Annotated in this window: 26 protein-coding genes, 1 tRNA gene and 1 pseudogene; 13 read left to right on the top strand and 15 right to left on the bottom strand. The window is 51.6% G+C overall.

Features of this window, described 5'->3' with window-relative positions; genetic code table 11:
- The first annotated feature begins 47 nt into the window (after positions 1-47).
- The gene (locus ACPXSQ_RS12615; RefSeq protein ID WP_015699493.1) at positions 48-1,265 is read left to right on the top strand and encodes a multifunctional CCA addition/repair protein; all 1,218 of its coding nucleotides are present in this window, start codon (positions 48-50) and stop codon (positions 1,263-1,265) included.
- A 34-nt stretch (positions 1,266-1,299) separates the two neighbouring features.
- Here ACPXSQ_RS12615 and bacA read toward each other — a convergent pair whose 3' ends face one another.
- Together bacA and folB are read right to left on the bottom strand one after the other, a co-directional pair.
- Positions 1,300-2,118, bottom strand: a complete 819-nt coding sequence (bacA, locus tag ACPXSQ_RS12610) for an undecaprenyl-diphosphate phosphatase (RefSeq protein ID WP_014594643.1) — start codon at positions 2,116-2,118, stop codon at positions 1,300-1,302.
- A 194-nt stretch (positions 2,119-2,312) separates the two neighbouring features.
- A complete protein-coding gene (folB, locus tag ACPXSQ_RS12605) occupies positions 2,313-2,672 on the bottom strand; it encodes a bifunctional dihydroneopterin aldolase/7,8-dihydroneopterin epimerase (protein WP_133344943.1) in 360 nt (119 codons plus the stop codon).
- 108 nt (positions 2,673-2,780) lie between these two features.
- Between folB and plsY the strand changes: the two genes are divergently transcribed.
- Positions 2,781-3,380 (top strand): glycerol-3-phosphate 1-O-acyltransferase PlsY, encoded by a 600-nt coding sequence (gene plsY, locus ACPXSQ_RS12600; protein ID WP_013027256.1) that lies wholly within the window; start codon positions 2,781-2,783, stop codon positions 3,378-3,380.
- Between the two features lie 35 nt (positions 3,381-3,415).
- On the opposite strand, the gene tsaD is transcribed toward plsY, so the two are convergent.
- Complete coding sequence (gene tsaD, locus ACPXSQ_RS12595) at positions 3,416-4,429, bottom strand: tRNA (adenosine(37)-N6)-threonylcarbamoyltransferase complex transferase subunit TsaD (protein WP_426143940.1); 1,014 nt, start codon at positions 4,427-4,429, stop codon at positions 3,416-3,418.
- A 278-nt stretch (positions 4,430-4,707) separates the two neighbouring features.
- Here tsaD and rpsU point away from each other — a divergent pair, with 278 nt between their 5' ends.
- From rpsU to rpoD, 3 genes are all read left to right on the top strand, one after another.
- Positions 4,708-4,923: a 30S ribosomal protein S21 gene (gene rpsU, locus ACPXSQ_RS12590; RefSeq protein WP_001144069.1), complete on the top strand. Its 216-nt coding sequence runs from the start codon at positions 4,708-4,710 to the stop codon at positions 4,921-4,923.
- Positions 4,924-5,039: 116 nt separating this feature from the next.
- Entirely contained in the window at positions 5,040-6,785 is a 1,746-nt protein-coding gene (dnaG, locus tag ACPXSQ_RS12585; protein ID WP_426143938.1) for a DNA primase, read from the top strand.
- Positions 6,786-7,223: 438 nt separating this feature from the next.
- The gene (rpoD, locus tag ACPXSQ_RS12580; protein WP_013027259.1) at positions 7,224-9,068 is read left to right on the top strand and encodes an RNA polymerase sigma factor RpoD; all 1,845 of its coding nucleotides are present in this window, start codon (positions 7,224-7,226) and stop codon (positions 9,066-9,068) included.
- A gap of 70 nt (positions 9,069-9,138) precedes the next feature.
- Here rpoD and mug read toward each other — a convergent pair whose 3' ends face one another.
- Positions 9,139-9,654: a G/U mismatch-specific DNA glycosylase gene (gene mug / locus ACPXSQ_RS12575; protein WP_029570675.1), complete on the bottom strand. Its 516-nt coding sequence runs from the start codon at positions 9,652-9,654 to the stop codon at positions 9,139-9,141.
- Between the two features lie 299 nt (positions 9,655-9,953).
- On the opposite strand from mug, the gene ACPXSQ_RS12570 reads away from it, so the two are divergent.
- The 4 genes and pseudogenes from ACPXSQ_RS12570 to ACPXSQ_RS12555 all read left to right on the top strand — a co-directional run bounded on the left by ACPXSQ_RS12570 (position 9,954) and on the right by ACPXSQ_RS12555 (position 12,082).
- Positions 9,954-10,029: transfer RNA gene (locus ACPXSQ_RS12570), tRNA-Ile, on the top strand.
- Positions 10,030-10,123: 94 nt separating this feature from the next.
- Positions 10,124-11,019: pseudogene (locus tag ACPXSQ_RS12565) on the top strand (phage integrase).
- Positions 11,020-11,030: 11 nt separating this feature from the next.
- On the top strand, positions 11,031-11,645 hold the full coding sequence (locus tag ACPXSQ_RS12560) for a hypothetical protein (RefSeq protein WP_426143935.1): 615 nt from the start codon (positions 11,031-11,033) through the stop codon (positions 11,643-11,645).
- Positions 11,645-12,082, top strand: a complete 438-nt coding sequence (locus tag ACPXSQ_RS12555; protein WP_070099681.1) for a hypothetical protein — start codon at positions 11,645-11,647, stop codon at positions 12,080-12,082. The genes ACPXSQ_RS12560 and ACPXSQ_RS12555 overlap by 1 nt, the downstream gene beginning before the upstream one ends.
- Positions 12,083-12,619: 537 nt before the next feature.
- Here ACPXSQ_RS12555 and ACPXSQ_RS12550 read toward each other — a convergent pair.
- Entirely contained in the window at positions 12,620-12,811 is a 192-nt protein-coding gene (locus ACPXSQ_RS12550) for a toxin-antitoxin system HicB family antitoxin (RefSeq protein ID WP_014604974.1), read from the bottom strand.
- A 137-nt stretch (positions 12,812-12,948) separates the two neighbouring features.
- Here ACPXSQ_RS12550 and ACPXSQ_RS12545 point away from each other — a divergent pair, with 137 nt between their 5' ends.
- A complete protein-coding gene (locus tag ACPXSQ_RS12545; RefSeq protein ID WP_426143932.1) occupies positions 12,949-13,479 on the top strand; it encodes a hypothetical protein in 531 nt (176 codons plus the stop codon).
- Positions 13,480-13,858: 379 nt separating this feature from the next.
- On the opposite strand, the gene ACPXSQ_RS12540 is transcribed toward ACPXSQ_RS12545, so the two are convergent.
- The 9 genes from ACPXSQ_RS12540 to ACPXSQ_RS12500 all read right to left on the bottom strand — a co-directional run bounded on the left by ACPXSQ_RS12540 (position 13,859) and on the right by ACPXSQ_RS12500 (position 20,921).
- On the bottom strand, positions 13,859-14,080 hold the full coding sequence (locus ACPXSQ_RS12540) for an ogr/Delta-like zinc finger family protein (RefSeq protein ID WP_014604972.1): 222 nt from the start codon (positions 14,078-14,080) through the stop codon (positions 13,859-13,861).
- A gap of 73 nt (positions 14,081-14,153) precedes the next feature.
- Positions 14,154-15,311 carry a contractile injection system protein, VgrG/Pvc8 family gene (locus ACPXSQ_RS12535; RefSeq protein WP_426143930.1) on the bottom strand — a complete coding sequence of 386 codons (1,158 nt, stop codon included), beginning with the start codon at positions 15,309-15,311 and terminating at the stop codon, positions 14,154-14,156.
- 1 nt (position 15,312) lies between these two features.
- Positions 15,313-15,816, bottom strand: a complete 504-nt coding sequence (locus ACPXSQ_RS12530; RefSeq protein ID WP_014604970.1) for a phage tail protein — start codon at positions 15,814-15,816, stop codon at positions 15,313-15,315.
- 6 nt (positions 15,817-15,822) lie between these two features.
- A complete protein-coding gene (locus ACPXSQ_RS12525) occupies positions 15,823-18,069 on the bottom strand; it encodes a phage tail tape measure protein (RefSeq protein ID WP_426143928.1) in 2,247 nt (748 codons plus the stop codon).
- On the bottom strand, positions 18,062-18,184 hold the full coding sequence (locus ACPXSQ_RS12520) for a GpE family phage tail protein (RefSeq protein ID WP_013027268.1): 123 nt from the start codon (positions 18,182-18,184) through the stop codon (positions 18,062-18,064). Before ACPXSQ_RS12520 ends, ACPXSQ_RS12525 begins: the two co-directional genes overlap by 8 nt.
- Before the next feature lie 32 nt (positions 18,185-18,216).
- Positions 18,217-18,513 (bottom strand): phage tail assembly protein, encoded by a 297-nt coding sequence (locus ACPXSQ_RS12515; RefSeq protein ID WP_013027270.1) that lies wholly within the window; start codon positions 18,511-18,513, stop codon positions 18,217-18,219.
- A 54-nt stretch (positions 18,514-18,567) separates the two neighbouring features.
- Entirely contained in the window at positions 18,568-19,080 is a 513-nt protein-coding gene (locus tag ACPXSQ_RS12510) for a phage major tail tube protein (protein WP_013027271.1), read from the bottom strand.
- A gap of 12 nt (positions 19,081-19,092) precedes the next feature.
- Entirely contained in the window at positions 19,093-20,262 is a 1,170-nt protein-coding gene (locus ACPXSQ_RS12505; protein ID WP_014594650.1) for a phage tail sheath protein, read from the bottom strand.
- 80 nt (positions 20,263-20,342) lie between these two features.
- Positions 20,343-20,921, bottom strand: a complete 579-nt coding sequence (locus ACPXSQ_RS12500) for a recombinase family protein (protein WP_022623189.1) — start codon at positions 20,919-20,921, stop codon at positions 20,343-20,345.
- 584 nt (positions 20,922-21,505) lie between these two features.
- Here ACPXSQ_RS12500 and ACPXSQ_RS12495 point away from each other — a divergent pair.
- Together ACPXSQ_RS12495 and ACPXSQ_RS12490 are read left to right on the top strand one after the other, a co-directional pair.
- Positions 21,506-21,658 carry a hypothetical protein gene (locus tag ACPXSQ_RS12495; protein WP_158639816.1) on the top strand — a complete coding sequence of 51 codons (153 nt, stop codon included), beginning with the start codon at positions 21,506-21,508 and terminating at the stop codon, positions 21,656-21,658.
- Positions 21,659-21,693: 35 nt separating this feature from the next.
- Positions 21,694-21,912, top strand: a complete 219-nt coding sequence (locus ACPXSQ_RS12490) for a hypothetical protein (protein ID WP_105078894.1) — start codon at positions 21,694-21,696, stop codon at positions 21,910-21,912.
- Between the two features lie 165 nt (positions 21,913-22,077).
- On the opposite strand, the gene ACPXSQ_RS12485 is transcribed toward ACPXSQ_RS12490, so the two are convergent.
- The gene (locus ACPXSQ_RS12485; RefSeq protein WP_104932939.1) at positions 22,078-22,266 is read right to left on the bottom strand and encodes a hypothetical protein; all 189 of its coding nucleotides are present in this window, start codon (positions 22,264-22,266) and stop codon (positions 22,078-22,080) included.
- A gap of 309 nt (positions 22,267-22,575) precedes the next feature.
- Here ACPXSQ_RS12485 and ACPXSQ_RS12480 point away from each other — a divergent pair, with 309 nt between their 5' ends.
- A complete protein-coding gene (locus tag ACPXSQ_RS12480) occupies positions 22,576-22,893 on the top strand; it encodes a gp53-like domain-containing protein (protein ID WP_128391736.1) in 318 nt (105 codons plus the stop codon).
- Positions 22,894-23,303 lie beyond the last annotated feature (410 nt).

Raw genomic sequence — 23,303 nt, 5'->3', positions numbered from 1 at the left:
GGAAGCCCACAGACGCGCAGATCACTTATTTATCTCTGGAGTTGTGCGTGAAGACGTTTCTTGTTGGCGGTGCAGTGCGCGATGCGCTGTTGAAGTTGCCGGTTAAAGACAAAGACTGGGTGGTGGTAGGCGCGACCCCGGAAGCCATGCTGGAACAAGGCTACCAGCAGGTCGGCCGCGATTTCCCCGTGTTTCTGCATCCCGACAGCCGGGAAGAGTATGCGCTGGCACGTACCGAACGGAAGAACGGCAAAGGCTACACCGGGTTCACGACCTGGTCGGCGCCAGACGTCACGCTGGAGCAGGATTTACAGCGCCGCGATTTGACGATTAACGCCATTGCCCGCGACGATCAAGGCGAGCTTTACGATCCCTACCACGGACAAAAGGATATTGCCGACCGGCAGCTGCGCCACGTTTCCGATGCCTTTAGTGAAGATCCCCTGCGCGTCCTGCGCGTCGCGCGTTTTGCCGCGCGCTTCGCCCACCTTAATTTTCGTATTGCCGACGAAACGCAGGCGCTGATGCGACAAATGGCAGAGAGCGGCGAGCTGGCCGATCTCACGGCCGAACGCGTCTGGAAAGAGACGGAAAAAGCCCTGTCCTCCCATAATCCCCAGGTTTACTTCCAGGTACTGCGCGACTGCGGCGCATTGCAGGGACTGTTTCCGGAAATCGATAACCTGTTCGGCGTGCCGGCGCCCGCCCGATGGCACCCGGAAATTGATACCGGGGTTCACACGCTGATGGCGTTAACCCTGTCTGCTGGCCTCTCGGAAGCGATTGACGTGCGCTTTGCGACGCTGTTTCACGATGTCGGTAAAGCCTTAACGCCGGTGGAAAAATGGCCCAGCCATCACGGACATGGCCCGGCAGGCGTTCCGCTGGTCGCCGCGCTGTGTCAACGGCTACGCGTGCCGAATGCGATCCGTGATCTGGCGCTGCTGGTCACGGAGTTTCACGACATGATGCATACTATTGAGCAGCGCCCTGCCGACGCGTTGATTGGCTTATTTGACCGTCTTGACGCCTGGCGCAAACCCGAGCGGGTTAACCAACTGGCGCTGTGCAGCGAAGCGGACGCCCGCGGACGCGGTGGCCTTGCCAACATGCCTTATCCCCAGGGCAACTACCTGCGACGTGCGTTTGCCCTGGCTCAGGCCGTGCCATCTAAGGCGGTCGTGGAGGCGGGATTTAAAGGGATAGAGGTGCGGGAAGAGCTCACGCGACGTCGTATTGAGGCTGTCGAACAGGGCTTAGCGTAACGCGACCAGTTGCCCGACCGCGTTACCCTGTGGCTTACATGAAAATCATGTACACCGCGCCCGCCACGATAAAGCGGTAGATGGCAAATGACACGAAAGAGATGCGTTTGATCAGCTCCAGGAACACTTTGATGGCCAGCAACGCGACAACGAATGCGGTGATAAAGCCCACCGCAAACATCGGGAAGTCGGCCATCGTCAGGAAGCCGAGGCTTTTATAGATATCCAGCCCTGTCGCCCCGATCATCATCGGTACGGCCAGGATAAACGAGAACTCGGATGCGGCATAGCGGCTCACGCCCATCAGCATCCCACCTGAAATGGTGGCGCCCGAACGCGAGAAGCCCGGCCACAGCGCCAGACACTGGAAGCAGCCAATCATAAACGCCTGACGATAGGTGATATCATCAATACCTGGTGATTTTGGCTGTTTCGGTTTCAGGAATTCCGCTGCCAGCAGCAGTAAGCCCCCGACCACCAGCGCATACATCACGTTAATCGGATTAAACAACGTTTTAATCTGATCGTGCAGCGCCAGACCAACCACCACCGCAGGGATCATGCCCAACAGGATATGGATCAGGGTTAACCGACCTGTCCCGACACCTTCATGTTTCACTTCACCAAAGTGAATGCCGATCAATCCAAACAAACGCCGCCAGAACATCACGACGACGGCAAGAATGGAACCTAACTGAATGACCACTTCAAAGGTTTCTGCTTTGTCGCCCTCAAAGCCCAGCAGGTGCCCCACTATAATCATGTGCCCGGTAGAAGAGACCGGTAAGAACTCGGTTAACCCTTCTACCACGCCCAGGATTGCAGCTACCCACAGCTGATGAAGATCTGCCATCAATGTATTCCCTCTGTCCGTTTTAAAACCATGAAAAAGGCGCTAGCTGTTGCGCTATCGCCTTAAATCTTATCTGCTTAAGTCTGAGTAAAACCTTAAGCTCAACTGCCGTTTAGTCTGTCGTAACGAAACGGCACGTGCTGAGACAAACAGTAATTTGGTTTGGTTTCATTGTGATGGCAATCACATCGTAACTATTTAGGAATAGTCCCGCGATCAATTCGCACGCCAACCTGCGCTGCCTGAGCCACCGCGCCCGGTTTTGCTACCCTGATGCGCACGCCAGGTGAATTGAAACGGTTCATCAACAGATCCGCAATTTCTTCCGCTACGCGCTCCACCAACGCAAAACGCTGTCCCGTCAGATGCGACAGAATCGCTTCTGAGACATCGGCATAGCTCAGGCAGTCTTTCACATCGTCGCTGGCGGCGGCCTGACGGTTATCCCACGCCATTTCTACATCGATCACCAGCTTCTGCTGAATTCCCTGCTCCCAGTCGTAAACCCCTATCGTGGTGAAGACGGTGAGTTGTTCTATAAAGACGATATCCATGATGATGCTCTCTGTTTTTGGTCGCGCCGGATACCACTTCCGGCAGATTGTGCGTATTATCCATGGTAGACGTGATCAAAACGACCCCAAAGGAAACGGGACGGTGTTATGAGTGCTTTCGCGCTTGGTATGATTATTTTCGCGTATCTGTGCGGTTCAATTTCCAGTGCGATTCTGGTTTGCAAACTCGCCGGTTTACCCGATCCCCGCACCCACGGTTCAGGCAACCCGGGCGCAACCAACGTACTGCGTATCGGCGGCAAACTGGCGGCTGCGTCTGTGCTGGTGTTCGATATTGTGAAAGGTATGCTGCCCGTGTGGCTGGCCTATCTGTTTCATGTGCCCCCGCTTTATCTGGGCTTAACCGCCATTGCTGCCTGTCTGGGCCATATTTATCCGGTGTTTTTTCGCTTTCGTGGCGGGAAAGGCGTGGCGACGGCGTTTGGTGCAATCGCTCCCATTGGCTGGGACCTGACCGGACTCATGACGGGAACGTGGCTGCTGACCGTGCTGCTGAGCGGCTACTCATCGCTTGGCGCGATTGTCAGCGCGCTTATCGCGCCGTTTTATGTCTGGTGGTTTAAGCCACAGTTTACGTTTCCGGTTTCCATGCTCTCCTGCCTGATTTTACTGCGTCATCATGACAACATTCAGCGCCTGTGGCGCGGTCAGGAAAGCAAAATCTGGAAGCGAAAAAAGAAAAAGTAAGCGTAAAAAAAGCCGGTTAACCGGCTTTTTGGATCTCAGATGGCGGGCAGTTCCGACAAGGGCCAGCGCGGCCTGACGCTCACGCCCAGTTCTCCCCGCGTGCCGCCTTTAAGGCGCACCATGCCCGCGTAGGCAATCATGGCCCCGTTATCGGTACAAAATTCAGGACGGGCATAGAACACCTCACCGCCCCGCTTTTGCATCATCACGGCCATCTGTTCACGCAGGGTGCGGTTAGCACTGACGCCGCCCGCAATGACCAGACGTTTAAAACCCGTATGATCCAGCGCGCGTTTGCATTTAATCGCCAGCGTATCGACAACCGCATCTTCAAACGCCCGGGCGATATCGGCGCGGGTTTGCGCGTCATCGTCATTGCCACGAATGGTATTCGCGGCAAAGGTTTTCAGGCCTGAGAAACTAAAATCCAGCCCCGGACGATCCGTCATCGGGCGCGGGAACGTGAACCGCCCGGCGGTGCCCTGCTGCGCCATTTTCGACAGCATCGGGCCGCCAGGATAATCCAGCCCCAGCAGTTTGGCGGTTTTATCGAAGGCTTCACCTGCGGCATCGTCAATCGACTCGCCCAGCAGTATGTATTCGCCAATACCGGTGACGCTGATTAACTGCGTGTGACCGCCTGAAACCAGCAATGCGACAAACGGGAACGCGGGCGGATTCTCTTCCAGCATCGGTGCCAGCAGATGACCTTCCATATGGTGCACCGGCACCGCAGGTACCTTCCACGCAAAGGCCAGCGCGCGTCCAACCGTTGCGCCCACCAGCAACGCGCCCACCAGGCCCGGTCCGGCGGTATAGGCGACCGCATCAATTTGCTGCGGTGCCAGTTTGGCCTGCTTCAGGGCCGCCTGGATCAGCGGCACCGTTTTGCGCACGTGATCGCGCGATGCCAGTTCCGGCACCACGCCGCCGTAATCGGCATGCAGTTTTACCTGGCTGTACAGTTGGTTAGCCACCAGGCCAGCCTCGTCATCATAGATTGCGATGCCGGTTTCATCGCACGATGTTTCAATACCCAGAATTCGCATTGCTTCACCTCATTCTTGCGGCGCGCAGTTTAGCATAGCCCTTGCACGAAAAGAGGATGCAATCCACGCAAAAAGTCATTTTCTGCTGCCTAAAGAGTGCGCTATACTCCCGCCCCTGGAAAAAACCGGCAGCCGCACAGGCAAACGCTCCTGTTGGTTCTAAATTATCCATGGTGCTTTACAAGCCGACGCGAGTTGGAGTAAAATGCTGCACCATTTTGAAATGTGCTGGCGCCGCAGTCAGCAGCAAAACCGAATTTTATTGAGGTGAGAGTTACATGCCGGTAATTAAAGTACGTGAAAACGAGCCGTTCGACGTAGCACTGCGTCGCTTTAAGCGTTCCTGCGAGAAAGCAGGCGTTCTGGCTGAAGTTCGTCGTCGTGAGTTCTATGAAAAACCAACGACCGAACGTAAGCGCGCTAAAGCATCTGCAGTTAAGCGTCATGCCAAAAAACTGGCTCGCGAAAACGCACGCCGCACTCGTCTGTACTAATTTCCCGGAGGTTCGCCTCCACAGCGTGATAAACGCAGACCGAGTCAAGTAAAAGGCCGTGCTTTCCGAAAGGAAGCGCGGCTTGTTGTCGTTTATGAGCTGAAAAAACGGGGCTTATGGCAGGACGTATTCCACGCGTATTTATCAATGACTTACTTGCCCGCACGGACATCGTGGAGTTAATCGATGCCCGCGTTAAGCTGAAAAAGCAGGGAAAAAATTATCATGCGTGTTGTCCTTTCCATAATGAGAAAACGCCCTCTTTTACCGTAAATGGCGAAAAGCAGTTTTATCACTGCTTTGGTTGCGGCGCTCACGGTAACGCAATCGACTTTCTGATGAACTATGATCGTCTTGAGTTTGTTGAAAGTATTGAAGAGTTAGCCACTTCCCATGGTTTAGACGTACCTTACGAAGCGGGCAATGGGCCAAGCCAGATGGAACGCCATCAGCGCCAGAGCCTGTACCAGCTGATGGAGAACCTGAACGGTTTTTATCAGCAGAGTTTGCAGCAGTCCAGCGCCCAGTCAGCACGCGATTATCTTGAACATCGTGGTCTGAGCGCCGACATCATCAACCATTTTTCGATTGGCTATGCGCCCGCCGGTTGGGACAACATCCTGAAACGCTTCGGCAAGCAGCCTGAAGATCGTGAATCGTTGATGGAAGCGGGGATGCTGGTCAGTAACGACAAAGGCCGGGTTTATGACCGCTTTCGCGAGCGCGTGATGTTCCCGATTCGCGATAAGCGAGGCCGCGTCATCGGTTTTGGTGGCCGCGTGCTGGGTAATGATACGCCTAAGTATCTGAACTCACCGGAAACGCCGGTTTTTCATAAAGGCCGTCAGCTCTATGGCCTGTATGAAGCGTTAAAAAATCATCCTGAACCTAAACGCCTGTTAGTGGTGGAAGGCTATATGGATGTGGTTGCCCTGGCGCAATTCGGCGTGGATTACGCGGTTGCGTCACTGGGGACATCAACCACGGCTGAACATATTCAGCTGCTGTTTCGCAGCACGGACAACGTGATCTGCTGTTATGACGGCGATCGGGCCGGGCGTGAGGCAGCATGGCGTGCACTGGAAACCGCATTGCCTTACATGAATGACGGTCGTCAACTACGCTTTATGTTTCTACCCGACGGCGAAGACCCGGATACGCTGGTTCGCCAGGAGGGTAAAGCCGCATTTGAGACGAGGATGGAGCAGGCGATGCCGCTCTCTTCGTTTCTGTTCGACAGCCTGCTACCTCAGGTAGATTTGAGCTCTCGCGACGGTAAAGCACGTTTAAGTACGTTGGCGTTGCCGCTGATCACACAGATTCCTGGTGAAACACTGCGTATCTATATGCGTCAGGCGCTGGGTAACAAGTTAGGTATTCTGGATGACTCTCAGCTTGAAAAGCTGATGCCAAAGCAGGCCCCGGGCGGAAGCGCACCGGTCGCCCCACCGCTTAAACGCACCACGATGCGCGTTTTAGTGGCGCTGCTGATTCAGAATCCGCAGCTGGCAACCCTGGTGCCGTCACTGGACGGGCTTGCCGAGTCGAAAATTGCCGGTTTACCGTTATTTATTGAATTAGTGACGCGCTGTAATGAGAATCCTGGATTGACCACCGGTCAGCTACTAGAGTTATATCGCGGAACAAATTTTAGCCAGACGCTTGAAACACTGGCCGTCTGGAACCACATGATAGTGGATGAGGAAAGCGAGGCGGTATTTCAGGACTCCCTTGCCAGCGTTTATGACTCGGCGTTGGAAGAGCGACTGGAGTTCCTGATTGCGCGTGAACGTACGCACGGGCTCAGTACCGACGAGCGACGCGAGCTCTGGGCGCTGAGCCAGGCCTTCGCGAAAAAGTAACGCATTATCCGGCCTGCGGCTTTCCCTAAGCGAAGCGGCATGCTGAAAAATTGAGGGGCGAAGCACGTTTTGTTTCTGTTGGCGCGCAGTCACCGGCGCGTACTGATGTACGTGAGGATGACGAGCACTTGGCAGCGGCAAAAATGGCGAGTAAGCCAGCTTCCGCCCTCGGGCCGTCGGCGTCGAAGCAAGTTTTGTCGCTGAAAGCGCGCAGTCACCGGAGCGTACTGATGTACGTGAGGATGACGAGCACTTAGCAGCGGCAAAAATGGCGAGTAAGCCAGGCCCGACATAAAATTTGCGGCTTAAGTGCCGATTACTGATGGGCAAAGCCCAGGCCGCGACGAAGGCAGCGGCGAGAATAAATGCCTTCACTGTTATTGTTGGCACGCTGCCGACCAACACCAATCTAATTAACAGAAGTGTGGATACCGTCTTATGGAGCAAAACCCGCAGTCACAGCTCAAGCTTCTTGTCACCCGTGGTAAGGAGCAAGGCTATCTGACCTATGCTGAGGTCAATGACCATCTGCCGGAAGATATCGTCGACTCCGATCAGATCGAAGACATCATCCAGATGATTAACGACATGGGCATCCAGGTGGTTGAAGAAGCCCCGGACGCCGACGATCTGATGCTGAATGAAAACAGCTCCGATACTGACGAAGATGCCGCGGAAGCTGCCGCTCAGGTATTATCCAGCGTTGAATCTGAAATTGGCCGCACCACTGACCCGGTTCGCATGTACATGCGTGAAATGGGTACCGTTGAACTGCTGACCCGCGAAGGCGAAATCGACATCGCGAAGCGTATCGAAGACGGTATTAACCAGGTTCAGTGTTCCGTTGCTGAATACCCGGAAGCCATTACCTACCTGCTGGATCAGTACGATCGCGTTGAAGCAGGCGAGTCGCGCCTGTCAGATTTAATCACTGGCTTTGTTGATCCTAACGCTGAAGAAGACCTGGCACCGACCGCCACTCACGTGGGTTCTGAGCTGTCTGAAGCCGATCGTAATGACGACGAAGATGACGACGAAGAGAGCGATGACGACAGCTCTGACGACGATAACTCTATCGATCCAGAACTGGCGCGCGAGAAGTTCTCTGACCTGCGCACGCAGTACGAAACCACGCGTGACGTGATCAAAAGCAAAGGACGCAGCCATGCTGCCTCGGTTGCCGAGATCCAGAACCTGTCTGACGTCTTTAAGCAGTTCCGCCTGGTACCGAAGCAGTTCGACTACCTCGTGAACAACATGCGTGAAATGATGGAGCGTGTCCGTACTCAGGAACGTTTGATCATGAAGCTGTGTATTGAAGTGTGCAAAATGCCGAAGAAAAACTTCATTACGCTGTTCACCGGTAACGAGACTAACGAGAGCTGGTTCAAAGCCGCACTGGCCATGAACAAGCCGTGGTCTGAAAAACTGCTGGACGTGCAGGATGACGTGATGCGTTCTCTGCAGAAACTGGCCCAGATTGAAGAAGAAACCGGCCTGACCATCGAGCAGGTGAAAGACATCAACCGTCGTATGTCGATCGGTGAAGCGAAAGCCCGCCGCGCGAAGAAAGAGATGGTTGAAGCTAACCTGCGTCTGGTCATTTCAATCGCGAAGAAATACACCAACCGTGGTCTGCAGTTCCTGGATCTGATTCAGGAAGGTAACATCGGTCTGATGAAAGCGGTTGATAAGTTCGAATACCGTCGCGGCTATAAGTTCTCAACTTATGCCACATGGTGGATTCGTCAGGCGATTACCCGTTCTATCGCTGACCAGGCGCGTACCATCCGTATTCCGGTGCATATGATTGAGACCATCAACAAACTCAACCGTATCTCGCGCCAGATGCTTCAGGAGATGGGCCGCGAGCCGACGCCAGAAGAACTGGCTGAGCGCATGCTGATGCCTGAAGATAAGATCCGCAAGGTGCTGAAGATTGCCAAAGAGCCTATCTCTATGGAGACGCCGATTGGTGATGATGAAGATTCACATCTGGGTGATTTTATCGAAGACACCACGCTGGAGCTGCCGCTGGACTCTGCCACCTCTGAGAGCCTGCGTTCTGCGACCCATGACGTGCTGGCTGGCCTGACCGCCCGTGAAGCCAAAGTGCTGCGCATGCGTTTCGGCATCGATATGAACACCGACCACACGTTAGAAGAAGTGGGCAAACAGTTTGACGTAACCCGTGAGCGTATCCGTCAGATTGAAGCGAAAGCCCTACGTAAACTGCGCCATCCGAGCCGCTCGGAAGTGCTGCGTAGCTTCCTCGACGACTAAGTCAGTTAAAACCCCGGTTCGCCGGGGTTTTTTATATCTGCCGCCCTTCCCCACTTTTCACGCCTGACCTTTAACCTTGTGCCTGTAGCGCATCGTACATCTGACGATACATCGCCACCATCTCTTCCAGTGATGCCCGATTCAGTCCGCTGGGATTCGGCAGCACCCAGACATGGGTTTTCCCCATGTAAATCGGCTGCTCGCCCCACTCCACCTTGCTCTGCCGAAACGCGCGTTTAAAGGCATCCTTACCCAGGATAGCCAGCGCAGCAGGTTGATAACGTATCACCTTATCCATCAGCCGCTGACCGCCATCGCGAAGCTCATCACCACCCAGTTCATTCGCCTGAATGGTCGGACGCTCGACCAGCATCGTGATACCGCATCCGGTCTCCAGTAAGCGCTGCTCCTCTTCCGGCTTCAGCTGCTGCTCGGTAAACCCTGCCAGATAAATCACCTTCCAGAAGCGGTTACCCGGATGCGCAAAGTGATAGCCGGTGTGCGCGGTTGACTGGCCGGGATTGATGCCGCAAAACAGCACGTTCAGGTCCGGTGCAATGATATCGGTGATGTTGTGTTCGCTCATGGTGCTCCTGGCTTTGCGCTGCGCCTTACAGCCGCTCACGCATCCTTATTCGTCATAATCTTGCCACTGATTAAAGCGCATTTGCCGGTTAACGTCCTGGCCTGAGTGGGCTTTTTTTATTGTTAAGCGGGGAGAGACATTTAAGGATAACAGCGTCAGTTGCACCGCCGCCCATCAGCCAGAGATTTTCGTCTGTTTTATCATAGTTATCAGCAAGTAAAACATTGCTGCTTATTTCAGCAACCAGCCGAACAACGCTGGATTGCCCCGGACAGATACTTTATAATCCCCGCTCCATTGGCCCCTTAGCTCAGTGGTTAGAGCAGGCGACTCATAATCGCTTGGTCGCTGGTTCAAACCCAGCAGGGGCCACCAGATTTAGTGATGAAAATCATGAACTTAAGCCACCTCACAAGGGTGGCTTTTTTGTTTTCAGAATTCGTCATTGGTCGTAAAATACCAGATATAGATCTTCTCAAACGGCCGAGACGGCAAAATGATTCGCCGCCAGTTTGCGACGAAGGGCTAAGCATAGTCCTTTGAAAAGTTCGCAAAATAGCAGGCTTAGGACAAGCCCTGGCTGGGAGAGAAGGCAGATAAGCAGCAAACCATAATGGCTTTTGCCTGCGAGGCAATGGGAAACCCACTCGCAACCGAGTTTAACGCAAAAATTTTTGCTTCTTATCGTGAGCAGCGATTACGCGGCAAAATTACCTGCTCCAACCGAGTGAAGACGGTTACGCCGCGTACAGTAAATTGAGAACTGGCGTATTTCAGAGCAATTTTTAACGAGTTGCGCCGGTTAGATGAATGGACCACGCCAAATCCGCTTGAGAACGTACGAGTGTTTAAGATTAGTGAATCAGAGATGGCGTATCTCACTATTGAGGAAATTAGAACCCTACTCGCCGAATGTGAGAACAGCCGATCTAAAGATCTGACGACCATTGTGAAAATCTGCCTGGCAACTGGCGCACGATGGAGTGAAGCTGAAGGCTTGAAGGGGAAACAAATCCGCGCCGGTCAGATCATCTACGTTAAAACTAAAGGCAAGAAAAACCGAGCGGTGCCGATAACTGAAAAATTACAGGCTGAACTGCCATCGAGCAGGAAAGCGCAGTTGCTCTTTAAACCATGCTATTCAGCCTTTAGAAAGGCTATGCAACGCGCCGGCATCGAGACACCTGCTGGGCAGCTGACGCATGTTTTACGACACACCTTCGCGTCTCATTTCATGATGAACGTCTCGTACTTCAGCGGATATTGGGGCATACAGATATTAAGGTGACGATGCGATATGCGCACTTGGCACCGGATCATTTGTCTGAGGCCTTGAGGCTTAATCCCTTGAGTATAATGGACTAAAGAAGATGTTAATGGACAACAAAAAATATCAATACAACTTGTACGAAATTCTTTGCCTAATGACATATGGTGAAGCATTTGAAGCTTATCGTGTTGATGACTACGACAAAGAGATTACTGAATGGGCTGAGAGGGAAATCATAGCAGGAAATGATTCAGAAACCGTTTTAATTCTCGCCTCTCTAAACTTAGATAAAAAATCTGATCAGTATGAGGTAAAATATTACCTTTCAGCTTATATGCGCCAAGAAGGTATTTTCATGCCGAATCTTAGCGAAAGCTCTGTTGTATGGTTAAGAATTAAAACTTGTTTTTTACTTCATGTTGAATCTGTCGCCGAAATCGGACTCAGATTACACCAAATTCCTGCGTTCCCACTGAGTTCTAATTCTCTTTTATCTAGCAAAATCACTTGGCAATACTATCATTTATACGAAGAATTGTTTGAAGACTGGGGACCAGATTATCCTGCCAAAGCGTCTAAAATGAGCGAGCCAGAAATAATTAACTACATAAAGGACAGATTAAAACCGTTTTATCGAATCCTTACCAATAAAGATTGGGTTGACTTATTATCTGGAAACTATCGCAATTCTCCTAAGGTACGTAAACAGGAAATAAATTGATGGGCGTTGAATTTCATATAACAAGAGCAGAGTTTTGGGCTGAAAACGATGATAATCAAATCAGTTCTGATGAATGGTTAAATATCATAAATAACGATCCCGAACTTAGTCTTTCCCCAAGAAATGGAGAGTTTAACGCCATATGGAATGGGGATGGTTCGGACGGAGAAGACTGGCTTGATTGGTCTAAAGGTAACATTTATACCAAATGGCCACCAACTCCTCTCTATCGGAAAATGCTCCAAATTTCTCAGGAGCTGAACGCGAAGGTGATGGATGATGATGGCACGTTATACGAGACTCCAAACGCTTGGCAATTCGATCCAGAAAACAGGGAAACCACGGCTTCTGCTAACTCTCAAAATGGCAGCAAAGTGGCAGCAGAGCGCAACGCTATTCAACGCTTTCTGTTGCTATTCGGTCTAAAGAAAAGATAAAGATCAGTAAGTTACTGATTTCACTCACTTCAAATTGGGACTCATAATCACTTGCTCACTGACTTAAGTCTAACGAAAATGAAGCTTGTAAGGTTAGCCAAAATTTCAAAATGACTTGCTGGGGTAACATTCAATTTTTTTCGCTTACATCGATAAACAGGTTGCAGCAAAATACGATATTACTGTGAGGCATTTAAAATTGTAGATATAAACCCTGTATTTAGAATTAAACCCACTTACTATATCTTACATAAAAATAAGCAACGATACCGACCCAGGAAAAGACAAACCCCATTGGGTAAAATGGAACAAATCGCACAATAAAATAAGCGCCAACAGCACTGGCTATAATCGGTACAAGATAGAAAAAAGATTGCATTAACCATACAATAAAAAGCTTCATTTACTCACAACTCCATCAAAGCCTCTACTATTTAATCAAACTCGTAATGGCCACATTAAAAACTTCACAATATCGAAATTTAGTTTTTTTTCATTTACCACACATATAATTAACTCAACATTTCACGCACAAATTTACCCCTTCGGCTCAATTCCCCTTGCCTTTAATGCCTCCCTCGCCAAATTCTTCAACCAGTTTGCCAGACTAATTCCTTCTTCAGTTGCAACCTCATTGAGCTGTTTTTTCAAGGCAGGATCAATGCGCATTTTAAATTGTGGGGACTTGCCTCCACCTTTTGGTTTTTTTTCACGCATTATTATTGACATGTGGCTACCTACTCCTTCAGTTTAGCCTTATAAAAGACCACACTAACACGAGGTCTTTTAAGAGAGCAACGCTCCGGCAGTGATGCAACACATACCGGAGCGTTTAACCACAACGTTCAGTGTTAAGGAACAACGCTATGGCTAATACCGATAGTAACACAACCGCCCATCATCAAATCGTGGACATTCAGCCAGTTATCGAATCTGCGATCTCAAACCTCTTGAAAACGCCGCTCGGCACCACGCACGATCTCTTTCAGGTGCTGGATACGTGCGTGCGCTATGTCGATGCCCTGGTGGAATGTAACGAGCTCGCAGCTCGCATGGCGCTGTGCGGTCGTCTGCTGGCTGCACTGGAAGTCTTGAAAGTTCTGTTAGACAAACCACTGCCAGAACACCTGATTAAGCGCCTCACGCTGGAGAAAGGTGATGACAAAGCCTGTCACAGCAGGGATTCGATAGACTCGGAAGAAATGCGGCAATATTGCAGCGCTTTAACGTTAGTATTGCTGAATCAGCAGGCCCCGGCAGAATTGCAGAAACATATCACCGGCTTGTTATTCCAGATGGTTAACATTATGAGTGACGACTTAACCGCGCCTCGCTTTGTGCGAACAGAGTCGGGGCTGGTGATGATTGAGAGCAAATTTACACATATCGTTCACTGATTTTGGACCCTTCCCTTCTTCCGCAGGGAAGAAGGGAATTCGCATGCAAAATTTAAAATCTCACTGTTGACTCACTCTCAGTGCCAAAATGCTTTATAGCCCTGAGTTTTCTTCTGCCGAAAATACCGCCACGATTCATCTCCATTCACTGGACATATATTTTGTCGTGCTGACACTCCTGGAATCTTTTCATTCCCGTACAGTTATTGCCACTGTCCCCAAGGGTCCGCGCGCCCTACCCGCCGTACAGTTATTAACAGCACGCCCAGAGGGCGCTGTCGCCCCCTTAAACGTCAACAGCTCGCTGGCCTTCAGCCTCATCTCCCAGCCATCCCATCCAGACCGCAGCCATAAAAAAACCCGCTTTCGCGGGTTGGGCTTACAGCAGCTGCGGTGAGGGGTTATTGCTGCCTTTTGCCATCATCGGCACCGTATTGATCTGCGCCGGTTCGACGATAATCCCGGACACGCTCTCCAGGGTTTTAAAGGTACAACTGCAGTTAATGTTCTGACACTGGTGATAACGTTCTTTCGTCTCTTTCGAAACGTAGCGACTGCTTTTCGTATGGGCGGCGGTCTGACATTTTGGGCAATGCATCATGGTGGTTCTCCTCTCTGGCATACAACAACATTAGCCAAAGACTAAACAAAAAGCAACTTAAATTAGACTTAATCTAACCCGCCTGTTTTTCCACTAAGATGTAATCCACGTTTTCAACCATCAGCTCCAGGTTCAACAAGGTGGTAAATCCACTTTTATCGATGGTATGCACGATATTGGTAATCAGCCATTTTTGATTATCGATGACCGATTTAAAGCCCTGGGCTTTGACCGGCGTTTCAGGAATCAGCTTTGCAGCGCCCAGTGCCAGTAGGATCTTCAACGTAGCCCGGTTACGTTGCAGATCCTGCCACTTCGCTTTAGCCGCCTCCTCTGCTTCCTCCTGGCTACTGAAATGCGTATTCAGTACGAACAGCTTCTTATTGCTGCCAAAAACATAGGTTTTTCCCGGGTCTTGTTGCCCGATTGTGGGGATATTTTTGGCCGCCGGATGGACAGGGTTCACCGCCGGTGTTGCTGGCGGTATCGTGTTGACGGTTATCCCTTTCTGCTGCGCCTTTTTCTGATCGTACCATTTTGCTTCAACGCCACTGTAATCGTCGCGCTTAAACAATTTGTACTCATACTTATCGCCATCCTGTCGGTTCAGATTCAGAAGTGGAATCGGCTGTCCGCTCACGGTCACGCCCTTCCCGGGGGCAAAGAACAGCAGCGTCTTATCTTTTATTGCCGCCACAGCGCCAACCAGCATTGCCAGCCGGGTAATGAACGTGCCGTCCGTTTCCTGCGTCTGATCGATATGCTTAATCTTTTTTTTGGCTATCTCCGGCCGCACGTCGGAGGTAAGTCCGTTACGTTTTGCGATTTTCTCCACAACCTCGCCAACCGTCATGTCTGGATACGAATCAGTGATTTTAACATCGAGCGAACCGCTAAAATCGGCGCTTCGGGCGACCACCGTTATCGTGTCCGGCGCGCCCTGGTAGGTGACCTGATCAATGATGTAGGAGCCTTTATCTGCAAGCGGCTGCCCCTTCCAGCCTATCTCTAAGACTATTTTCGCGCCAAAGGGCGGCATGACCAACTGGCCGTCACTGTCGTCGAGTACCAGGTCCAGCTGATCGACCTCCAGGCCGCGGTTGTCCGTCAACTTCAGAGAAATCAGCCGTGGGCGAATATCTTCTGTTTTATCCTTCGTCTCAATTTTGATAGTAAAGTCCGGCGTAGGCGCAACGCGCAGGGGCACTGGAATCGGGACGATATCGCTCATCTCAGCGCCCTCCATTCAGCGCAGAAGTGGCGCTGTTGATGACAGAGCCGACCCGTTGCGCTGCGTCGCTGGCCCGGTTTTGCAGTTCTTCCGCCTGCCTTTTTAAGTCCCCGAACATACTGGTTAGTGAATCGTCTACCCGCATCAGGTTGAGGGTAAAGCCTATCTTGCGCGCGCTGCCGTCGCTGTAGAACTCCGTATGCGTGGCCGAGAAATCCGTCACAACAAACATGCCGTAAATAATGCCATTGCCGCCAATCAGCGGCCACGCCAGCCCTTCATCGGCCATGGCCTTCAGCGCCAGCAGCGTGACATTGCCGCCGGTGATTTCAGGCCGGAGCTCGCCAGACAGCTTGATTTTATCGTCGCCGCCGCCCAAAAACTGGGTCGACTCACGGCGCCCCACGCGACTGTTTTTCGCCCAGCGATAGGTAATGTCATGCTGTAAATTGTCGAAGGGAAGGGTTTGCCGTACAAACGGCATCATGCCTAATATCATCATCATGGTTAATTAATCCAGACTAAACATGGAGTTATAGCTATGGTCAGACGTGGACCACGGCGATGCAGTGGAATACTGCGCAACGGCCTGTCCAATCGCCAGAGGCTCACCTGTCGCATAGATATTGTTGGTGACCGTGTGCTGGCGGTTATCCACGTTTGAATTGTTAACCGAGGGCAAAGGCTGATTGAGCGTGCTGTTCAGGCTGGCGCGCGATGCGGCCGGACGGGCATCCGCGTTATCCTCATCCTCTTCATCCTGCTCACGCATTTTGGGCGGAGGCAGCTTGTCTTTCACCTTGTCAGATTTCTCATCGATGATGCCAAGCTTGCCCAGCACCCAGTCAATGCCGCCTCGCAGCTGATTCAGGGCTTCACCGGGTAATTTGAGTGCCGTCGCCAGCATATTGCCGAAGCGCTGTCCCATCTCACCTGCCGAGGCCAGTTCCTGCTGAGAAAACTTCACGGGTTCCAGCAGCTTTGAGAACCAGGCCCCCAGCTCGGACACTTTATTGCTGAACCACTCAAATACCGGCTTCAGCGGCGCGAACGCGTCGCTTATCGGCCCCATCGCCGCACTGAAGCCCTGAGCGATGCCGCTGATAAAGGCGCTAATCGGTTCCCAGTACTGATAAACCAGCATGGCCCCCGCCGCGATAGCGGCACCAAGCACCACCACCGGCAGCGTGATCGCTCCCAGCGTGGCCGTAATCGCGCCGCCGATGATGGCAAATGCACCGCCCAGCAGCTCTACGCCCGCCATGATGGTGCTCAGCCCGCTAATGACCGGCCAGGCAATGTTCCCGACGCTGGCCAGGGAATCCACCAAGGTCAGCCCACCGGCCGCCAGCGTCAGCAGGCTGTCAGAAAGTTGAGGATTGATATTCATGACGCCGGTCAGAACGGACTGGACGGATAAGCCGTCCTGACTGATAGCTTGCAGGTTGGTATCCACAGAGGCATCTGCTGCAGGCGACTGGGCAGCGGGCGCCTGAGACAGCTGATCCAGCCGGCCACTTGCCGCGCCCTTCATCAATGCTGCGGCAGGTGCGGCGCCCTGTTCACCAAATATTGCCTGCAGATAAGTGGCCTGCTGGGCAGCGTCGAGCTTGTTTTTCTCAAACGCCGCCTGCACCTGGCTGAGCACCGCGAAAATGGGCTGACTGTTGCCCTGGTCGTCAGCGGTTTGCACATTCAACGCTTTAAGCGCGCTGTCTGCGCTGGCATCAGGCGCCTGAACGTGCGTTAACATCGCACTGGCACCGGCGCCTGCCTGGCTGCCCGTTATACCGTTTTCCGCCAGCACGCCCATCATGGCCGCAGTCTGGCCAACGCTTACACCGGCGTCCTTCGCGGCTGGCCCTACGGCGACCATCGCCGTCTTAAGTGCGGCAAAATCGGTTGTTTTATTGGCAAAGGTCGATGAGAGCACGTCGCCTAACTGACCAACCTGGTCATCTGCAATGCCGAACGCGTTTTTAATATTGAGCACCAAAGACGCGCTTTCTTGCATGCTACGTTGCGTCGCGTTTGCAAGGTTAGCTACTGCCGGTGCTGCAGCTTTTGCCTCACCCGATGAGCCACCCGATTGCGTAATCGCCGCGCGGGCTTGCACAACCTCATTTGCAGGTGACAGATAATCGATAACTTTGCGCCCCTTCTCGACAAAGTCTTTGGCTTTCGAACTGGCGCTTTGTACGTTATCTGCCAGCGCCATGCCCGCACGGTAACGTTCACGGGTGCGGTTGAGCTTGTCCTGACGCTGATTTAGCAGATTCATGGACTCACCCTGCGCATTAAGGGTGGATGTCGTGCGCTCTGTTTGTTGATTTAGCTTCTGGCGCTCGCTGCTCAACCGGCGCGTGGAAATTCCCGCCTCGTTCAGGGACTGGCGCTGATCCTGTACTGACTGACGCAGTTGAAGGTTTTTTTGCTGCAGCGCGTTAGCCGACTGACGCAGCTTATCCAGCGCCTGGGTTTGTTCCGCGGTAGGGTTTTGAGTGTTTTTAAGTTGAATGGCAAGTGCCGCTGCTTCTGCCCGGGTATTTTTAAGATTTTGTTGGGTCAGCGTCAGTTCTTTGCGGGTTTCACGGAACCCTTCAATCTGCGCGGATTTAGCATTGAGCTCGTCCAGGCGATCCTGCGTTTCCTGAATATCCGCAGACAGCTTTTCGGTTTCTTTACGTACGGCATTGAACGGGCGCGTAGCCCGATCAACCGCTTCCAGCAGCACTTGCAGCTTGAGCGTGTTACTCATCTGAGGTTACTCCACTGCGGATCATCACTCTATGCCGCCAGTCGAGTAACTCTTCCAGCGACATGGGATACATTTCTGAGGGTGGCCAGTGAAAAACGCTGGCAATATCGGCCATCAGGTCATTGACCGTCAGATCGCGGGGCCAGCTTACGCGGCCGATTTCGCTGACAAAAAACCAATCACCTTGCCGCCCAGGGCAATCAGGTCAACTGGGTCCAGTGCGTTGCACTCTGCTTTGGTCAGCGAAGGCATAGTAATGCGGGGCAGCACCATCAACAAGGCATCCACATCGGACGAGGCTAGGTCAGCCAGCCGCACACCGCGCAGCGCGCCGGCGGTCGGTTTCACCAGCTCAACCTGAGCGATCACCACATCGCCACGTGAAATCGGGCTTTCCAGCACCACCAGGTTTTCTTTCAGTTCTGGCTTATCAAGCTGTTCCATTTTTTCTCCATCCCAATCAAGAGGGGCCAGCGCAGGACGCGCCGGCCGTTGTTATTACACCAGGCCGAGGTTTTTACGGCGCTGTTCCAGACGATCGACGCCGTTGACCTTCTCCACCATGTTGACGGTGTCGATTTCAATCAGCTCTTTGCCATTCCAGGTCAGTTTGAAATAGGTGTTTTTACTGGTGATTTTGGTTTCGGTGTTTTCGCCCTGTTTGGCTTCACCGAAGTCAAAGGACTGGTGCTTACCGCGTACTTCGATTTCCACGGCGATTTCTTCGCCGGTGTCATCACGCTGATAAGAACCGGTGAAACGCAACGGTACGTTCGCCATCGCGCCCCACTGGCTTAATACCAGCTCATCCATACCGCCCAGCGTCCACTCCATATCGAGTGCCGCATCGTCCAGGCCGTTATCAATGAATGCCGCACCGTTCATACCGCCAGCGCGGTAGGTATCCAGCTTGCGTGACAGCTTCGGCAGCGTAACTGCGGTGACGATGCCCTGATAGCTGTTTGAATCGTTGAAGAGGTTCAACCCCTTGAGTTTACGTGGCAGTGCCATTTATCCGGCTCCTTAGCTGTTTACGGATGCGGCGAAGTTCGCCAGATAGGTATCGGTGATGCGCTGACGCAGGGTCAGATCTTCCAGCGGCGGCACCGGCGTGTAGTCGTAATCGATAAACAGTTTGCCCGCCTTCAGGCTCTCTTTATCGTTGGCGCTTTCGTCGTACCAGCAGTTGGCGCCCAGCAGATAACCGGCACTGACCAGCTCACGGAACTTGGCATTGATACCGGCGATGATTTCGCGTACCAGTACTGGCGTCAGCGGTTTGTCGTTGGCCCACATGTGCGCTTCCGCCATGGTATCGGCCAGCACCTGCGCTGAACGGGTGTAGTTTTCAAAGGCAAAAAGTGGATCATCGCTGCAGGTGCGGTTGCCCCAGAAACGGAAACCGTCCTTACGAATCAGCGTGGTAACACATTTTTCGTTCAGCAGATCGGCATCGGTGCCGGTCTGTTGCAGATCCCAGAAAACATCTGCAGAGATACCCGTCACGCCATTGACGCCCACGTTAGACAGGGTTTTATGCCAGCCGGTGTCGTTGTCAATTTTGGCGCGCAGGCCCAGCGCACGTGCGGTGGCATAAGCCATTTCAGATTTATTGGTTGCCGTGTTCCAGGCAATAAAATCTGGCCAGATCACCATCAGCTCGCGCTGGCTGAAGTTTTCGCGGTACTTCATGGCGTCAGAAATGGTTTTGCTGTTCCAGGCAGAGACGTAGGCAAAGCCACGCAGCTGCTGGGCAATGCTGGCCAGCGCTGTCGCCACTTCCAGCGAATCCAGACCCGGCACGCCAAGAATGCGCGGTTTAACACCCAGCTGCGTTTGCGCGCTGAGCAGCGCCTTCATGCCGGTGTATTTACCGTTCGCATCCGTCGAGCCAATCAGGTTAGAGGTGGTTTCAGCCTGGCTCGCGCCTTCTGCAACGCGAACCACGACGGTTACCGGCTTCGCCTGGTCAGCAATCGCCTGCAGCGCGGCCGCTAAGGTGCCTTTGGTACCGGCTTTACCGATAGCTGCCTGCACGTTGGTCAGCAGAACAGGTGTGTTAAGAGGAAATGCCGTTGCATCAGCATCTTCTGCGGTGCAGATCATGCCAACAATGGCGGTTGAAACTGTTGAAATGGTGCGTGTACCGTCATTGACTTCGACGACGCGGACACCGTGATGAAAATCAGACATCTGTAGCACTCCGTGTTGTGGGTGTGCTCAGAGTGTCAGGTCAGTGAAAAGGATGCATTCGATTGCGGTTTGCTGATCGTTCAGTAAGAAGAACCGCGTAAATGGTGCTGTTTTGGCGCTGGAATATAACGATAAATGGTTTTGGTTGAAACATCTAATACGAGTGCAACCTGATGAAGCGTGGCGCCATTCGCCATCATGCGTTCCGCTCTGGCAACGACTTCCGGTGTCATAATGCGCCGGCGGCCACCAATGCGTCCTTTCTCACGCGCAGCGGTCAGGCCGGCACGCGTTCGCTCGACAATCAATTCGCGCTCCATCTCCGCCAGTGCGCCCATCACATGAAAGAAAAAACGGCCCATCGGTGTGCTGGTATCGATGCTGTCCGTGAGGCTACGAAAGTTTACCCCGCGTTCGCGCAGCTCTTCGGTGAGCATGACCAGGTGACGCATGCTGCGGCCCAGTCGATCGAGCTTCCATACCACCAAAGTATCGCCCTCTTTTAACGTCCGCAGCGCCCGCTTTAAACCAGGCCGCTCGCTGGTCTTGCCGCTGATTTTATCCTCAAAAATCTGTTCACAATTTGCGCTCTGCAGCGCATTCCGTTGCAAATCGGTGTTTTGGTCATTTGTTGACACCCTGACATAGCCAATCAGCATCGTTTTTTCTCCGGTAAAAGGTGAGGAGTTTGCCATTGTGCAGGTGAGGCGGGCCAGGGGTTTGTTTCATCAAAACCTCGGTTTTGTAGAAGCGGTCCAAAATGAAATTTCGCGCTCTCGAGGCGTTAAACAATTCATCAGTAGCGGTAAGTTCCAGGTGCCTGATGGTGTAACGACTATTTATCTATCCGGATGTGCTGGCGGCGGCGGTGGCGGTGGCGGCGGTTGCCGAACCAACACCAGTGAATTTGGCGGTGGTGCTGGAGGTGGTGGTGCTGGGCAGTCAGTTATCAAGCGCGCTATAACCGTTAAATCTGGAGAGATAGTTGATGTGATTATCGGGGCGGGTGGTGTCGGTGGAACCACGTCAGTAAACTCAGATGGTAAGGCTGGGGGTACTGGTGGCAATACTGTTTTTGGCAGTTATTTGACCCTTATCGCCGGTCAGGGTGGAGACCCTGGTGGCGGAGGTTCAGCGCAGTATGGCGGGGCTGGCGGAGGAGGATATCCTCGGGGAAGCTCCGGCGGAGATGGTGCGGGTGATAGTGGCAAAACTCTCTTAGTCATTGGAACGGGAAATAGCGGTGCAGGCGCATCTTGCCCATTCGGTGGCGGCGGGGGAGCAGTGCGATCTTCTGGTAATGGCAGTGCCGGCGGCCAAAATGGTTACATTGGAGACGGTTTTGGTGCTGGCGGCGCAGGGGGATCTACTGGCATTAATGGTAACGGTGCTGTAGGTCAGCCCGGTATCCTCATAGTGGAGTGGTAACAGATGACTAATTTCGCACTTATTCAAACAGGTAGTAATTATGTCGAAAATATCATTATCAGGGACAATGAATTTGACATATCCGGCTTCACCATGGTGAAAATAGAAAGTGGTGTTTTTTGCCAGCCGGGTATGTTTTTAAATAAAGTTGATGGTTTATTTTATCAAGACAAAGGGTTTAGTATGATCTATCCATCAGCGAAAGAAAAAATAATTTATTAGTTAAAATCATTTCTTAACAATGAGTTATAGCTCTCGATCTATTTGCCCTAAGCTGGTTTAATGTAAGTATTTAGTTTGCCTGCGGCTTCATGATTTTTTTATGCATTTTTTAAGCGATTAATAGTGCTTGGCTTTTAAAAAAAACCCGCGTATGCGGGTTTTTAATTATAGGATGTTAGTCTTTTTTTCCGGAATGAATGTGTTGTTTATATAATTCCAACCTTCAGATATTTTCACCCCGCTTGCTGTAATATCCACCCAATGCATATCGGGATGGAAAAGCTTTGTGATTTTTTCCTCAGTGGAAAATAGTTCTTTAACTATATTTTTTTCAATTCTTACATACGTTTTCATGCATATTCCTCAATGATAATCAACCCATCGCCCCCATTCCCACCAGTTTGAGCAGATGAATTACTAACGGAAAATCCTCCGCCTCCTCCTGAACCTAATGCGCCTGGATAACCGGAAAAAGCTGAGCCGGCAGCCATGGGATTCCCTCCCGCACAAAAATACGATGCACCGCCGCCTCCACTCTCATAGCCCGAGGTTTTTATCCAAACGCAATTGTTGATAAAAAGCTTAGAGCATCCTAAAAACCTCGGTTTGGGAGAAGCCGCAATAAGGAATGGGATTACCGCGCTTGATAGTGATGATGGCTGGATGTCTATTCCAGTTAGCATTGGTGGTAAAGTTAGAAATATAATTATTCAATGGGGAACATGGAGGAGTGGCACAACCGCAGATAATTATAAATGTAACATTACTTTTCCCATTCCGTTTCCGGTTAAGTGCGCTTGTGTAACAACCAGCACAGGTGTTTCAACCCCTGATTATGAATTCTCAAGTGCTTATCGTTCACTTAGACAACAAGTCTCTATTGGTTCACCTGGTCGCACAGGTGCCGATGCACATTTCTTTATAGAATCTGGTGATGTTGGTCATTCTAGGTGCTTTTCTTGGTTGGCAATAGGATTTTGAATCGATGGTTGAGTTGCTTAATACTGAAGTCTAACTGCGATGTTGTTGGTGATGACGATCCTTTCATTAGGGTACTGGATAAGTGTTTTATTTAAAGATGTAGTTAAATAAGGGAATGGGTTCGTGACTCATACTAATAAGGATATAAAATACAAGTTTTTTATTTTAACTAAAAAACTAAATATAATTTAGTTGGTGTTGAAGGTTTATAAATAAATATGGTGCTGCATATTACCCTTAAAATGAATGAAAAGGTGGTTAGGCTTTTTAAATATGGTCAGTTGATATTGGTGCATTTAAAATATACTGATATTATTACCTTTTCTAAAGCTGAGTAATCATAGCTTCCTATATGCCCGCTCAACCCACATTAAAAGCCGTAAGTAATTTTACGGCTTTTTCATAACTTA

Source organism: Pantoea sp. EEL5 (assembly GCF_049892805.1).
GTDB classification, from domain to species: Bacteria; Pseudomonadota; Gammaproteobacteria; order Enterobacterales; family Enterobacteriaceae; genus Pantoea; species Pantoea ananatis.
This window is presented reverse-complemented; position numbering and strand designations above follow the sequence as displayed.